Origin of the sequence: Metamycoplasma salivarium (genome assembly GCF_900660445.2) — a bacterium.
Taxonomy (GTDB): Bacteria; Bacillota_I; Bacilli_A; order Mycoplasmatales; family Metamycoplasmataceae; genus Metamycoplasma; species Metamycoplasma salivarium.
In genome coordinates this window covers 72,692-88,779 of record NZ_LR214938.2, presented here as the reverse complement: position 1 = coordinate 88,779, position 16,088 = coordinate 72,692, and the positions used below count along the sequence as shown (strand labels likewise).

Annotated in this window: 11 protein-coding genes, 1 tRNA gene and 1 other RNA gene; 5 read left to right on the top strand and 8 right to left on the bottom strand. The window is 24.6% G+C overall.

All coding sequences use genetic code 4. The features are described 5' to 3' along the window. Positions 1-13 precede the first annotated feature (13 nt). Both EXC60_RS05935 and ffs read left to right on the top strand, forming a co-directional pair. Entirely contained in the window at positions 14-8,020 is an 8,007-nt protein-coding gene (locus EXC60_RS05935; RefSeq protein WP_024544011.1) for a hypothetical protein, read from the top strand. A gap of 14 nt (positions 8,021-8,034) precedes the next feature. Beyond that, an RNA gene (gene ffs / locus EXC60_RS00470) (signal recognition particle sRNA small type) lies at positions 8,035-8,131 on the top strand. Positions 8,132-8,187: 56 nt separating this feature from the next. On the opposite strand, the gene EXC60_RS05930 is transcribed toward ffs, so the two are convergent. The 5 genes from EXC60_RS05930 to EXC60_RS00445 form a co-directional block, all read right to left on the bottom strand. After that, positions 8,188-8,262: transfer RNA gene (locus EXC60_RS05930), tRNA-Trp, on the bottom strand. 34 nt (positions 8,263-8,296) lie between these two features. Beyond that, positions 8,297-8,518 (bottom strand): acyl carrier protein, encoded by a 222-nt coding sequence (locus tag EXC60_RS00460; RefSeq protein WP_024544010.1) that lies wholly within the window; start codon positions 8,516-8,518, stop codon positions 8,297-8,299. A gap of 8 nt (positions 8,519-8,526) precedes the next feature. Further along, positions 8,527-9,024: an MHO_1590 family protein gene (locus tag EXC60_RS05925; RefSeq protein WP_024544009.1), complete on the bottom strand. Its 498-nt coding sequence runs from the start codon at positions 9,022-9,024 to the stop codon at positions 8,527-8,529. After that, the gene (locus EXC60_RS05920; protein WP_024544008.1) at positions 9,024-10,169 is read right to left on the bottom strand and encodes an MHO_1580 family protein; all 1,146 of its coding nucleotides are present in this window, start codon (positions 10,167-10,169) and stop codon (positions 9,024-9,026) included. The genes EXC60_RS05925 and EXC60_RS05920 overlap by 1 nt, the downstream gene beginning before the upstream one ends. Continuing rightward, positions 10,159-10,476 carry an MG284/MPN403 family protein gene (locus EXC60_RS00445; RefSeq protein ID WP_024544007.1) on the bottom strand — a complete coding sequence of 106 codons (318 nt, stop codon included), beginning with the start codon at positions 10,474-10,476 and terminating at the stop codon, positions 10,159-10,161. The genes EXC60_RS05920 and EXC60_RS00445 overlap by 11 nt, the downstream gene beginning before the upstream one ends. A gap of 125 nt (positions 10,477-10,601) precedes the next feature. Here EXC60_RS00445 and EXC60_RS00440 point away from each other — a divergent pair, with 125 nt between their 5' ends. Continuing rightward, entirely contained in the window at positions 10,602-11,315 is a 714-nt protein-coding gene (locus tag EXC60_RS00440) for a pseudouridine synthase (RefSeq protein ID WP_129619842.1), read from the top strand. A gap of 3 nt (positions 11,316-11,318) precedes the next feature. After that, on the top strand, positions 11,319-12,383 hold the full coding sequence (locus tag EXC60_RS00435; protein ID WP_024544005.1) for a S66 family peptidase: 1,065 nt from the start codon (positions 11,319-11,321) through the stop codon (positions 12,381-12,383). A 23-nt stretch (positions 12,384-12,406) separates the two neighbouring features. Here the strand turns inward: EXC60_RS00435 and EXC60_RS00430 are convergent, their stop codons facing one another. From EXC60_RS00430 to efp, 3 genes are read right to left on the bottom strand one after another with little or no spacing between them, the layout of a single operon-like run. After that, on the bottom strand, positions 12,407-14,278 hold the full coding sequence (locus EXC60_RS00430) for a transketolase family protein (RefSeq protein WP_024544004.1): 1,872 nt from the start codon (positions 14,276-14,278) through the stop codon (positions 12,407-12,409). A gap of 1 nt (position 14,279) precedes the next feature. Then, positions 14,280-14,597 (bottom strand): MMB_0454 family protein, encoded by a 318-nt coding sequence (locus EXC60_RS00425; protein WP_024544003.1) that lies wholly within the window; start codon positions 14,595-14,597, stop codon positions 14,280-14,282. A 2-nt stretch (positions 14,598-14,599) separates the two neighbouring features. Further along, the gene (gene efp / locus EXC60_RS00420) at positions 14,600-15,157 is read right to left on the bottom strand and encodes an elongation factor P (RefSeq protein ID WP_024544002.1); all 558 of its coding nucleotides are present in this window, start codon (positions 15,155-15,157) and stop codon (positions 14,600-14,602) included. Positions 15,158-15,297: 140 nt separating this feature from the next. Here efp and nadE point away from each other — a divergent pair, with 140 nt between their 5' ends. Then, on the top strand, positions 15,298-16,077 hold the full coding sequence (nadE, locus tag EXC60_RS00415) for an NAD(+) synthase (RefSeq protein WP_024544001.1): 780 nt from the start codon (positions 15,298-15,300) through the stop codon (positions 16,075-16,077). Positions 16,078-16,088 lie beyond the last annotated feature (11 nt).

Below are 16,088 nucleotides of genomic sequence, written 5' to 3'. Positions count from 1 at the left end.
AATAGGAAAGATTATGGAAACAAAAAAGAAATATAAAAAAATAGTTGCTCCATTAATAGGGACAATTGTCACACTAGGTACTGGTGTTGCTAGTTTAATTTCATCGTCATGTGACAATAGTCAAAACAAACCTGATAAACCTTTGCAAAAAGACTATCAAGAAGCTATTAAAGGACCTATAAATTATGTTGCTTTAGGTGATCAATATGCAAGTTTGTATAATGACGTCGATGGTGGATGATATGACTATCAGAAAAATAAAATTTATGGATTATCATATGCATCTTATTTAGCAAACTTTATTAATATGATGTCAAACAAAACTACACGTTTAGATTCATATTATAATTTTGGTTTAACAAATACCACATTAAGTGATTGACTTCATCTGCTAAATCCTTCAAAATATCAAGCATCAAATGAAACTTTACGTCATTTTGAATTTAATAAAACTAACGAAAAAGATATCTCGATTGAAAATCAAAATAAAAATTCATTGTTATTTAATAACTTTAATCCATCTAAAAATGGTTATGATTTTTTATTAAACAAAATTAAAAATGCAAATTTAATTACTTTATCTTTATCATTTAATGATTTTTTAAACGAGAGTGAATGTTTTGATTTAATGTGAAAAACTCTTTCGGCTGAGTTTGTTGGTCAAAATACTGAAAAGGTTTTAGCAGATTTAGTAGCTAAAGTTGAATCCAGAGTTGAACAAATTAAACAAAAATATAACAATTTACTTGTTGAAATTAGAAAACTAAATCCGAAAGCTAATATTAATTTAGTTGGATATGCTTCTCCATTTTTAAAACTTGCAAAATTACTCGAAAATAAATTTAGTAACACATACATTAGCAATATCAATTCAAAAATCAATGACACAATTGAGTCTATTGCTAAAACACATAAAATTAATTTTGTAAATTTTGACAATGTAAATGGAATTAATAAAGATATTAAAAATTATTCGCCATCGTTTTTAGGCCAAAGTCCAAATCACAATGCGTTTAAAAAACTGGCGCAAGATATTTTTGCGAAATTTAGTTTAACACAAGGTGAATATCAAAAATTAATTAAAAATAATTTCAAATACAGCCCTGAAAAAGATGATAAAAATTTAACCTATCATAAGGCTATTGAATTTAATGAAAATGGTGCTAAAATCAAAAATAATTTGTTTGGCTTACTTGCTGATAACATCGAAACTTATAAAAAAGAATATGAATTCGAACATAGCTTTGAAAATGAACAAATTATTAGCAAATTGAACAAAATAAAATACAATCAAAACATTTTAACAACTTACAAAGCATATTTTAATGATGGTAAACGCTTTAGTAATGATGAATTAATTGACATTATTGAAAATATTGCACAATTTTTAGGTATTAGTAAAGACAGCTTTTTGAATACTTTCGACTATTTAAAAAATTCAATTAGTAATTCTAGTCAAAAGAAAATTGTTATTGATTTTGTCAATGCATTGTTAAATAATGAAACATTAAATAAAACATTTAATAACATTAACAAAGATGTTGATGTTCTTTTTGCTACTAACAATGACAAAAACATTAATTTAAAAAATGTTGTTAATACAATTTTTAAAACACTTTTAAGCAAAGAAAGTTTTTATAAACAAGTTAGTTCTTTTGCATCTTCAGATTTTGTAAAAAATGAAGAAAACAAGAAATGATTGATTGATTTATTAGACACTGCTGCCATCGATTTAATTGATAGCAAATACGTTATCAAAGGCCTATTTAATAAAGAAATTGCAGTTAAAATTGAACGATTCTTTAAAGATGAAAGTTTTAAAACTGCAGCAAAAGCATTTGCTAAAAAAATAATAACTTTAATTTTCGATAAGCCTAACATTGCAAAACAAACAAAGAGTTTTGAAGATCTAATTAGCACATTATTAATAGAATCTAAGGATGAACTTAACGTTTTGATTGATGAAATTGCTAAACAACTTAAAGCAAATCCTAATATTTTAGATGAAATAACTAATAACGTTGTTGAAAGATTTAACAAAAAATTTCATTTTGATGCAAATGACAAAGAAAATATCAAATATATGTTTAGTAATTTACTTTCTAGCTTTAATGAAGTTAAAAACAAAGATAAATTTGCAATGTTAATTTTAAATGCATTGTTTAAATCAGAAAAAACTAATGAAAATTATGTTGATGATGTTTTTGAAAGAGTAATTTATGGCCTTTTAAATCCAGCATCATTAAACTCAGTGGGAAATAAAAATCATGAACTACTTTTTGAAATTCTAGGTTTTATTCCAACAAATATCGATAACAAAGAAAAATATGTAAGTGGAATAAAGACATTTGTATTTTCATACTTGAAATCTAATATCAAGGCTGCAAATTTTACATTTGAAGAATTTAGAAAGAATTTATTAAAGCTTACTCAAAATCTATTAGCAAATAATGATAATGCTGTTAATAGTCAAACCAAAGAAATTATTCTTGATGCAATTAATAAGATGCTAGATAATTTCTTAGAATATAAGAGTCTATTTTATGATGTAATTAAGAATTTATCAGGTTTTTTAGTATTTCAAAAAATTACAAACTATTTAGACAAAAATAATCTATCATCACTTGTTTTAGCTGAAAATCCTCAATATAAAAATATTGAAGAATTTACTGAAGCAATGTTTAAGAATAGCTATGACATTTTAAATAATGAAATTTTTGCAAATAGTTTAAAACAAATGTTTAAACACATTATAAATAATAGTGAAAATTATAAATTTGATAATATTGCTCAATTTGTAAATAAAATTTTGGCTAATGGTAATGAAAATAATTTAAAAAATGTAATTAGTAGTATTTTCCAAAAAACCTCTCAAAATGTAGAGCTTACTAACCAACTCGCTTCTATTTTTAAAGTTTGACTAAAAAAAGAAACTAACACTACATTAACAAATGAAGAACTAAACAAGATCAAAAATTATGTTGCAGAGTTAATTTTAAATGTTCCTAATTCAGAATTATTTACCAAATTATTTGAAAATGTTGTAAAAAAGGCTAAAGAATTAGATTCTAAGACACAATATGATTTTAAAGATATGTCAGATGCATTTAAAGACATATTTTCTGATAATTTCTTATTAAATAATAATCCTCAAATTATTCAACAAGCTATTGATCTTATTTTTGCAAAGCCATATTTAAAAAAATCTATTTGAGAAACACAAGATGTTCTAAAAGTTTTTGCTACTTTATTATGTAAAGAGTCTTTCATTAATTACATATTCGACAAAGTTGATGTTAAAAAAAGAATTTTTGATTATATAGATAAATTAGATATTGCGTCGTTAAATTTAAGTTCAACCACATCTGAAGAACTTAAATCACTAATTGATGATTTCAAAACTTTTGTTAGTGACAGTTGAGATACAAATTTTGCACAAAAAATTAAATCATTAATTACAAAAAGCTTTTCTGATGAAGTAATTAATAAAACTAAATCATTAGAAGACTTTGCAATCAATGTTATTCAAAATACTAAAAATATCATTTTAGAAATGATTAACTCAATTTTTGATAATTTCTTATTAGATACTAAAAATGAAAAACAATTACAAAAATTCAGTAAATTGATTGTAGATATTGCACAAGAAAAAATACCTAATTTTGCAATCTTAGAAGAAGATAAAAATGCAATTACAAATCTAATTTCTAAATTAATCAAACAAGTAAGAAATCACAAAGTTTTTGAAAATGTTATCGATGAATTTGTAAAGAATATTTGTGATAGCATTAAGCAAAATGGTTTTGATTTTTCAAAAATTAATTTATCAAAACTATTTTCGCCTTCAATCTTAATGAGTTTAATCAGTTTTGAAAACTTAAACAAGATTTTAGAAGATGAAATTACATCATCTGAAATTTTGTCCTTAGCAAGAACATTATTAAGAAATTTAAATGGCATTATAACACTTGCTATTCCTAAAAATGCAGAGAATAAAGCTACAAAAAACAATGAATCTCCTAATTATTCAAAAGAAATATATTCTTTAATTCGTGTCATTTTTGGTAAATTAGTTAATGATGATAAGAAATTATTAATTAATGAACTTATTGAAGCAATTAAAAAATTGCAAGATTCACCCTTAACTAAATTAATCGACGATTATTTGACAGGCATTCTTAACAAATTCGATAAAAATCTATTAGATGAAGTTTTAATAAAATCAAATACAAAATCAATTGAAGAATTTACTTCTTCCTTAAGAAAAGATATTTGAGACAATATATTTAAAGACGAAAATATTTCTCTAATTAAGTCTATTTTTGAAAATATATTCGTTGAAAACTTTAGTTTATACAATGTTAATAATTTAGGTGAATTTCTAACCAAAGTTATTAAATTGTCAAAAACTAATAAAATTTATGACTTGCTAAACAAAATTTTAAAAGGTACTTTTGAAAATGAAAATTTTGTTGTAAAAATTTCACATTTCGCTTTAGCTTACATTAAACAAACTACCAAAATTGAATTAAGCAATGATGAATATAACAAATTATTTGATTATCTTAAAAATGTGATCTTACATAGTACTAATAGTTCGCTTATAAATAATTTATTTACTAAGATATTAAATGAATTTGATACTTTGCCTACAAACATTACTTTAGATAAAATTGGAAGTAAAACTATAGAAACCATTCTAAAACATATTTCAAGCAAAGATGGATTAAATGAAATTTTAGATATTTTGCTTGTTAAAAATAATGTTCAAAATTCATATACTATTGAACAATTTACAAACATATTAAAAATATTGTTTGATAAACCAAACTTTGTTGATTATATTTTGCAAAAAGCTAATGTTAAAAATTTAATTGTAAATAGTATTGCAAATATAAACTTAGATCCATTAAGATTCGGCAAAAATTGTGTTGATATAATGAAAGAAATTACTAATAAATTTGGAAATTATATTGACTCAATTTATGATGCTAAAATTGTTCCATTATTTAAGCAAATAGTTACTAATTTGTTATCCGAAACTACAACTAAAAATGTTCAAACACTAACAGGTTGAATTGCAAATGCAATCGAAAATTCACAAAACAATGTTGCATCAACATTAGATAGTTTATTAACCGATTTTATTAATAATTCATCAGATTCTGAATTTGTTAAGCAAAAAATAGCTTCTTTCTTAATTGAATTAACTGATCATGACTTAATAAATGTAGAGTGACCCGAAAATGGTAAGCAATTATTAACTTCTGCAATTGCTAAATTAATAACTGCAATTCCAAAATTGAACATTTTCAAGTCAATAATGTCAAGTTCATTTAAAAATATTGCTAAAAATATAAGAGAGAATTCATTTGACATTAATAAATGAGATATTAGTACATTAATAAATATTCCTTCATTGTTAAATGGTTTGAACTTAGATGAATTAAATGGATTCATTAATAAGCTAACTAGCAAAGAAATCAGTAGCATTATGTTAATGCTATTAAATAACATTGAGAGTTTCTCGAATTTATTAAAATCATCTCCACAACAAAAAAATATTATTTCATGAGAAGGTAAGATTTCTCTAGATCTAGACAAATTATTTACAGTTTTAAAATCATGATTTAGTATTTTGAATAATGAAGATAAAGTTTTAGTTAAAGCTGCTTTACCTAAACTATATCATTGATTTAGAAATGAATCTAAGATGAAAGCACTTGTTAGTGAAAATCTTGAATTTATTAAAACAAAATTATTAGAAACCAATCCAAAAGCGACTGATTTTGCAAATCTTGTATTCAATAAAGTTATTTCAACAATTTTTGATTTAGACTCGACTGAAAAATTCTTTAATGCCTTACTAACATCATTAATTTCACTTGATGAAGTCACTTTTAATTCACTAAATAACTTTAACGGTCTATTTAAATACTTAATTGAAACTAATAAAGTTCAAATTAAAGAGTTTGTTAAAGATTTTATTAAATCTATTATTAGCGATAGCAATTTCTTAGACAAGACTTTGCAATTTACATTTGATGAAATTAACAAAAAATTCAATATTACTACTACTTCTGCTAATATTAACAACATAATTTCATTATTAAAAAGGGTAATTTTAAAGGTCAATAATTTAAACTTAGTTTCACAAATAACTAATGATTTAATTGACTTGATTGCTGACCTTAAATTATTTGATGATTCAAACCACATTAATGGTGAAAAAATTAAATCAGCATTTGTTGAAAAACTTAAAAAAGTTGATTATGCTAAATACTTAAGCACACAAAATATGTCAGAATTAATTGAAACTATTTTAGATAAAAACTTACCTATTGCTACATTAAAAGGTGAACTATTATCTGTATATTACTATATTGTTAATAATTTATCTAAATTTAATACTAAGACAAAACCAGCATCAATAGCAGAAAATGAAATTACATCTGAACAAGTTGAATGGTTAAAAACAGTAGAAAAATTAATTTTTAACTTATTGTCTGCTGCCAATGGTGCTATTAAACCAAATAATATTAACGCCAAAGAAGCTTTAATTGAATTTCTATTCGAAGTTGCTAAAGACCAAGTTTCTAAAATTGATTTCGATTCTCTAAAACTTGAACTTGTTTCAAATGAAAAATTAAAATGAATTGTTTCAAAAATTATCAAATATGATGAAATTAAAAACTTAATTAGAGCAATTGTCGAAGATTACCTATCTGGTCCGAAAATTACAAATGTTAATAATTTAGGAAGCTTAATAAGTGAAATTATTAAACGTATTCAAAATAATTTGCAATCTAATATTACAAGTGTGATTACAAAGTTTGCAAAAGACGATGAAGTTTTAACCGAAGTTATAGAGCAAGTTATTAACTTATTGTCGCTAGAAAATGTTACAACTGAAGATAGAACTTTCTTAAAAGATTTAGCTTCTAAATTTATTCTTGAATTATTGAACACCGAATTGTATACAAGAAAAACTTTGAAAAGAACAATTACACAATTTTCAAATTATGCAAAACAATTTGACATTTCAAATCCTAAGAAATTCATTATTGATGCAATTAATAAAATAACATCCGCTTTCGGAGGAGGAGATGCTGCTATTTTAGCCAACTACATTGGTGAAAATAAGATTATCAATGGTCCTACATTAGTAAAATTAATCAATCTAGTGTTTGGAAAGGCAAAACATCCAACTTCACTCATTTATAATATGCTAAGAAATATTAACTATAGTGCTAATGTAAATGAAAGAACTAATATGACCACATTAAATAATATGGTTAATTTAGATATGCTAAATCCTAAGAAAAAAGGCGACCCAAATGATCCAGATAACATCACCGTTACAATCGATCCATTAACAACATTAGACAACATTTTTAAATTGTTAGGTAGTGAAGTTAATAAAGAGGCAAATAATGTAGCTAACTACAATAGCAAATATGTTGTTAGATCAAAACAACCGGCATATCAAGCAACTTATAGACTTTTAACAACTATGAATTTAGCTGTTTTTGAAATGTTTGGACGTGAAACTTTAAACGCTAAACGTGATAATAATGGCAAATTGAATTTATATTCTGGTGTCCGTTCAATTTTATGGGAATTGCAAGAAGGAACAAACTTGAAATGAATTCCAATTATTGCCGGCAAATTCTCAGGAATGCAAAGATATTTTGGAAATGCTAATATTCGCCGTGAATTTTCAAATTACATAATTAGTAAAGGATTTATCGGTGGGTATAAATACTATGATGAATCAAATTATGGGCCTGATTCAATTATGTATCTAACTGTAACTAGTGGCTATAATGAAAAAGAAAAAGGTTTGTTAAAACCATTTAAATTTAAAGTAAAAGAAAATGGTAATATTAATGAAGTTTCTAAGAAAGAATATATTTTAATGACAATCAAAGCCGGTGGATTTGGTCATTTTATGAAGCTTAATAATGCTAAATCAATTAGTAAGTGAAGTGGGCTAAATAAAAACACCGAATGAGAATAAATTATTTGTTATAATTAATACGCCGTGAGAACGATAACCTTGTAATCTGGTCAGGATAGAAATATAGCAGCCATCTCAAGAAGTATTGTGTCTTGCGGTTTTTATTTTTCTTAATTAAATAAAAATGCTAATGTAGAATACATTAGCATTTTTCCATTTTCATGATATGGCAGGGGTAGCAAGACTCGAACTCACAACACACGGGGTTGAAGCCCGTTGTTCTACCATTGAACTATACCCCTATTAAAAAAGTACAAATTAATTGTACAATATTTTTTAGTTTTTCTTTTTGTTTATTATGTTAATAATATCTTTAACTGTTTTAATTGATAAAAGTTCTTCATCGCTAATAGAAATTTGCATATTTTTTTCTAATGTAACAACAAGCTGCAATAAATCCAAACTATCAATATTTAAGTCTTTAATATTGGAATCATCTGAAATTTCTTTATTAGAGAATTTTCTTAATTCTTTTAATATAACATCTCTTACATTCATAGACTTTATTATATAGTATTTGTCGAAATTTTATATGTTCTATAGGCTTTTTTGGTTGTGTTATACCAAATAAAATGGATTGTTACATTTTGATCGTTTTCTCTTTTGATAACGTACTTAATTGCACCGTCATTAATAGTCATTCTTCCAATAATATTCTTAATAATATAGCTTATCATATCATCATCAATTCAAGGTTGCCCATCTTTAAAATTTAACTTATCATAATAGTCCCTTGTTTCAATAATTGGAAATATATCATCGCTATTAATAATTTGTAATTTTTTATCTTCATTAATTTCATTCGGATTTTTATTGTCTATGTTGGGAACTTCTGGCTTGTTTATGTCATTATTTTGCTTATTATTTGGATTCTCATTATTATTTATTTTTTGTGAATTTTTCTTACTAATTACTGCTCATGCTGTGACGCTTGCCAATGTTATTAATCCAATTCCCGTTAAAGAACTATATAAAATAATTTTTTTCTTTTTATCTCTTTTCATTACATTTCTCCTATTCTTTTAATGTCAAGTAAGTTATTTGCTTTTTCAACAATTGCTTTAATATTTTTTTGTTTGATTAACGATCATTCCATATCAAGTTTTTTGAAATTATCATTTTCAATTACATTTAGTTTGATATATCCATTTTCATAGTTAAAAAATGCTTTTGGAATAGTTTGATTGTAATTTAATTCAATATTTTTAATGCCTTCTCCAAAATTAAAAATACATTTATGACTGAAATTACCAGCAAAATTTAAAGGCAAGATATATCCTTGTTTTGCATTTTCATAGTTGGGATCAATAATAGTTTTTTGCAATGTTTTATTATAATGACTATATGATTTAATTACAACATTATCTATTTTGTTATTTCCTTCTAATTGCAATAATAATTTTCCATTTGACCCACTAATGCTTTTAGATTCTATTTGAAATCCATTAAAATCAGTTTGATCAAAATTTTCAATGTATGCACTGCTTTTTTCTCACTTTTTATACATTTGTATTTTGTAAAGTTTATCAATATATTTTGCATGCTCAAATTTAGTAGGAATAAAATTTACATGCAAAAATTGCATATCACTATTAGCAAAAAGTGATTCTTTAAAATCAATGCTATTAAAAAATTTATAATGTGCTAGAGTAAAGAATTTAAAATATGCATTTTCTGAGGTGATTCTAATTTGTTGTTGTATTTGTGCATATTGAAATTTGTAATTTATAGTGTATAAATGTCTTAAGGGCCCTTTGTTACTTTCTTGGTTAAAAATGTCAATACAAATATTTCTTAATTTGTCAAAAGTAAATTGTTTTCAATCATTTTGAAGCTCCAAAATTGCTTGATAATAGTAAAGACCATCACGTTTCTTAACTAAATTAAACTTAAATTCTTTATTTGCGATTGTTGATTTAATTATTTGTTTGTTAATTCTTCAATCTAAATTTCTATAGGCGAATTCTAATGCAACTTTGTTAGATTGAATTAATCGTCTAATTTTTAAATCAAAATACTCATTATCATTTTGATATGTGTTGTCATGAACAATTCGATCAATTTCGCAATTTAATTTTTCAGCATATGTATTTTGGTTTATTTGTTGATTATTTTGAACATATTGATATATTTCTTGGCTAATTAACATTAACAAACCTTATAAATTGATTAACTAACAAATTTAATTTCTTGTAATATGTTCCCTTTGATCAATGTTCTAAATATCATTCAGATTCTTTATCACCAACAATAAATTCTTCTAAAAAGATTTTTGACGAATCCTTGTCTAGTGATGAAACAAATATTTCCAATAATGATTTCTTATTGAACTTATTTTTATGATTTTTAATTTCTAATTTAGCAAAACGGCAAAAATCATTGATAAATTTTCTTTTTTGATACAAAGATAAAATTTCAATGTCATTTTCATTTTTAAATACATTGTTTTTCTCCATTTTTTCTCCTTTATTGTGCTTATGCATCTTAATTACATGCAAAATTTGAAGAATTTGATAAAAATTGAAACAACAAAATTTGCATATTTATAAAATAAATATAATTTATAATTAGTTCCATAAATATGGAAAAAATTCGTATACAAAAACTGCTAAGTGCATTAGGAATAGATTCAAGAAGGCATGTTGAAGAAGCTATTAAAAATAATGAAGTTTATGTTGATGATAAACTTGCAATTTTAGGTCAACTTGTTGATGAAAATAGCAAAATTATTTATAAGAATAAGTTAATAAATCAAAAAAACATTACAACTAAAAAATATATTTTGTTTAATAAACCTAAAAATTTAATTTGTACAAATAATGATCCTCAAAAACGTAAAACTATTTTTGATTATTTAGGTTTAAAAGAATATACATACTCAATTGGTCGATTAGATTTTAATACAACTGGAATCATCATAGTAACAAACGATGGCGAGTTCGCCAATTTAATGGCACACCCTTCTTCAAATATTTTAAGAGAATATATAGTTAAATTAGAAAAGCCATTGTCAGATGAAGATATCAAATTTTTAAATAGTGATAATGCGATTTTAGAAGGCAAAAAAAGTAAACAAAAAGTTACAAAACTTAATAATTTAATATATTCAGTAATTTTATATGAAGGTCGAAATCACCACGTTAAAAATTTGTTTGCTTTAGTCAATAATTATGTTATTAATTTACATCGTAAAAGATATGGCGAATTTAGCGATGAAAATTTGCCTATTGGTAAGTGGAAAGAAATCAACATAAACAAAATAAATGCTATAAAAGATAAATTGAAGGGGGAATAATACATGCAAAAATTTGAAAAAGGTGATGAAATTGCAATTGTTAGTTTATCTTCAGGAATTTTAGGAGAAATTTCTAAAGAGCAATTAAATTTTGGAATTAATGCAATGAAAAATTTAGGTTTTAACCCTATATTTATGCCTAATAGTTTGAAAGGCATTGAATTTATTAAAAATAATCCAGAAGCTAGGGCTAATGATTTAAAAGAATCGTTTTATAATCCAAATATTAAAGGCATATTATGTGCCATTGGTGGGTTTGATACTTACAAAATCTTGCCATACTTATTTGAAGATAAAAAATTTTTAGAATTTGCAAAGAAAAATCCAAAATTCTTTTTAGGCTATTCTGATACAACTATTAATCATATGTTTTTTCACAAAATTGGTGTAGATACTTATTATGGTATGAATTTTATTGTTGATTTTTGTGAACAAGAAAACCAAATTTTACCTTTCACAAAGCAAAATATTGAAAATTTGTCTAATGAAACTAACACTTTAAAAATTGCACATAGCAACATATGATATGAAGATCGTAAAGACTATTCCGCTAAACAAAATTATGTTAAAAGAATCTCTCATAAAGACATAAAAGGCTTTGAATTTTTAAGAGGGAAAGGAATTTATAAAGGTAAATTATTAGGCGGATGTTTAGAAAGTTTATATTCAATTATTTGCAAAGAAGTTCAAGATGAAAAGCAAAGAGAAATATTTGAAAAATATGACATTTTTCCAACAGAGTTAGATTGAAAAAACAAAATTCTATTTATAGAAACTGCTGAAACTAAATCGAATCCAAATTTGTATAGAAAAATGATTCAATCTTTAAAAGAAAAACATGTTTTCAACAATATTAAAGCTATTATTGTTGGAAAGCCTATTGATGAAATATATTATGATGAATATAAGCAAATTTTGCTAGATGAAACAAAAGAATTTAATTTACCAATAGTTTATAACTTAAACTTTGGGCACGCACTCCCTCATATAATTTTGCCATATAATAAAGAGTTAGAAATTAACTTTGATACTAAAGAGTTAGTTTTAACAAATGGTCTTTTTGGATAAAAAAAACATAGCAAATTGCTATGTTAAGATTTCTTCGATGACTTAATTTTATTGTTGAGTGATTGAAGAATTTTTTTCAATGCTTTTTCGATGTTTGAAGAGCTAAAATCAATATGATTTTTTATTGCTAATATATCTGAAAGAGTGTCTGATGCAATATTATATTTAGCATATTTTGTTCAAGAAAAACTATGTGTATTTTCAATTGAAATTGCAAGTTGTTTTTTATATTCCAAATCATTTAGTTTGTTTAAATTGGAAGCAAAAACTAAAGATAAACTTAGTTTTTTAGCTAATGGATAACAAAGCTCTAAGTCTTTTCCAGATGTTAAAATAGTTATTGGGTTTTTTCCACGTAAAACATAATATGCCTCTTTATCATTTTTAGAAAGTTGTTTAGAAAATGAATCATTTTTGGTATCATCAGGCATAAAAATAACAGGAGTTTTCAAATTAGCATTAAACACATTACTAAATAATGCTTTAGTTTCGCTTTGATTATATGGATTTAAAACTAAAATATTTGGAATTGTTCTAAGCATTGAAATATTAAAAATATTATTTGAATTTTCTAAATTATTATTTCTTGATGCTAAATAAATAACTGGCAAATGCATATCATTTGCATAAGTAATAGCATGCTTGCTAAAATCAATATAATCAATAATTGTTGATACTATAGGTCTAAAATTTGAATGTAATGCAATTCCATTTGCAACATCACCAATACAATAATGTCTTTGACCAAATAATAATGTTCTTCCACTTCTATTATTTGAAGCAAAAACACTTCCATCAACATTTATGTTGACTAGGTTAGTTAAATTAGCTGAACAGAAAACTAAATTTTCATATTTATCTGAAATACTATTTATGATTTGACTATAAAGTTCAGAGTCCTTTTTAATGTTAATGTCTTCTAAATCGTTTAAATTTATTTTGATGTTTTGATTAATAAAACGCTCCAATTTATTTGACAAATTGAAAGCTTGATAAATTTTTGTGTTTCTTTTTTCAATACATTTAACAAAATTATCAGTAGCTTCAGGATAAATTGCAAAATTATCAGTTTTCTTAAATTTTGAAACGTCTTTTAAATCAGAAATTTCTTCAAATGAAATCATGTGGCTATATGACTGAATGCTATTTTCAAATGGTGTATTTTTTGCAACGGTTGTATTTATTTGAATAATTGTTGGTTTAATTGAATGTTTTGCTTTTGCAATAGCTTTGCTAATCTTTCTGAAATTGCTTGAGGTCTTAATGTAATTAAATCCCATTGCAGCAAATTTTTTAGCTTCATTATCTTTATTTACAGAATTTACAAAACTATCACGCATAACTTCATATGCATTGTATAAAACAACTAATTTATTTAATTTCAATGTTCCTGCAAGCGATAAAGCTTCTAAAGCGTTCCCAGATTGAAGTTCAGCATTATTACACAAAACATAAGTCATATGGTTAATTTCATTAAATTTTTTTGCTAAAATTGCTTGCGAAATTGCAATACCAACTGCATTTGCAACTCCAGAAATTGAGGGATTAATTGTTGCTTCGATTAATTTTGTTAGATCATATTGAGGAAAAATAGGAAGACCATTTGATTTAGCATATCTTTCTAAATCTTCTTGTTGCAATACACCTAACATTCTTAATATTGAGTAATAAGCAACAGTCGCATCTAAATCAGATAAAATAAAACGATCACGATTAATTCATCTAGGATCATGCAAATTAAATACCAAATGATCTTTGAATAAAGCATACAAAATAGGAGCTGCGCTCATTGCAACACTAAAATTACCTTTTTGTATGCTCTCAACCATTGCACAAGAATTTATTTTAATTTGATCAACACAAACTGCGTCAAATTGTTTACTTTTCTTCGACATATTATTCTCCAAAAACTAAATTAATGTTTGTGGGTTTAGTATTAATTAATGAGAAAACCTTTTGTTCAATTTCAAAAATCAACATTTTTGTATCGTGAGTAAAATGTCAATCTGATTCCCGACTAAATTTGCAATTAATAAAAATGCTTAAATTACTTTTTGCTTCATTGATCTTAATTTGGATAGGTTTAAGTAAAACCAAAAATTTAATTTTAGATAATGTGTTTTTAATTTCGGTTTCCAAAACATCTTGTTCAACAATATAATATAAATTTTGTTTAGTATTTACTTTAATAAAATTAGTATTATTTTCTAACATTTTTATGCTCTTCCTACATATTTGCCAGTTTCAGTCGAAACTAAAACAACTTCACCTTCCTTAATAAATAAAGGAGTTTCAACTTCAAAACCAGTTTCTAATGTAACTTTCTTTTGTGCAGTTTGAGCAGTATTTCCTCTAACTGCTTCAGGAGCAGATACAACTTTTAATGCAACATTTGCTGCAAGCTCAATGTCTAAAATTTCTTGGTCAAATTTTCTAACTAAAACTTTATCTCCTTCTTTTAGAAAGTTTCTTTCTCATTCAACTTTAGCATTAGGAATTTCAATTTGTTCAAAAGTTTCTTGATCCATTAGTACAATTCCTTCACCAGAATTGTATAAATAATCCATCGAAATTTTTTCAATCATAGCTTTTTCAACTTTTTCACCACCAGTGAAAGATTTAACTGTAATCGCACCAGTTCTTAGATCTTTTGCTTTAACTTTAACATTAGCTTGACCTCTACCTTGTTTAGAATGTGAGGCTTCTAAAACAACATATATATTATTTTCAAATTGGAACGTAGTCCCGGGACGTAAATCATTAACACTTATCATAATATCTCCTAAGCATTTAAATATAGTAATTATTAATATTTAATATTTTACTAATAAGTTGAAAAAAATTGAAATTATTTTGCCTAATATTTGTTGTAATTTAGAAATGAACAACTATAGTTTTTGCTAAAATAGTAAATATGAATTACATTAATTATGAAAATTACAAAAAAACTAATATTTTGACTAATAAAGAACAAAAAATTTATAACATTTTAATTAAGAAAATTACTACTTGATTAATTCAAAAAGTATCCTCAGCACATGCAAATGGAATTTCCTTAGGCATTTCTGGTGGTATTGATTCAGCAACATTAGCTATTATTAGTTCAAATATTTTTAGAGATAATGCATTTTTCTATTATTTTAAAATTGATGAAAATAAAAAAGTTGAATCATATGTTAAAAAACTCGAAAAAAGACTTTATTCAAAAATAAAAATTGTTGATTTATCAGATACTTATTTAAGATTAAAATCAACATTAAAAATTAAAAATAAAATGGTTTTAGCAAATCTAAAATCGAGACTATTTATGTCTTCGCTTTATGCTTTGAGTCAAAAAAATAATACTTTAGTATTAGGAACTGACAATTATGCTGAATATTACTTAGGTTATTTTACAAAATACGGAGATGGAGGTTGTGATTTATTGCCATTTGCTAACATTGATAAATCCGATGTTTATATTCTTGCAAATATTTTAAATGTTCCAAAAGAAATTATTAAAAGAAAACCATCCGCTGATTTGTATAAAAATCAATCTGATGAAAAAGATTTAGGTTTTAGTTATGATGAGTTCGAAAAATGAAAATATGATGCTCATTTAGTTGATGAAAAAATTTCTGAACGTATTCAAACATTGCATAAAATCACTGAACATAAAAGAGAATTAATCCCAAAAGGTCCAAAATTAAAATAAAGCTCTATAGT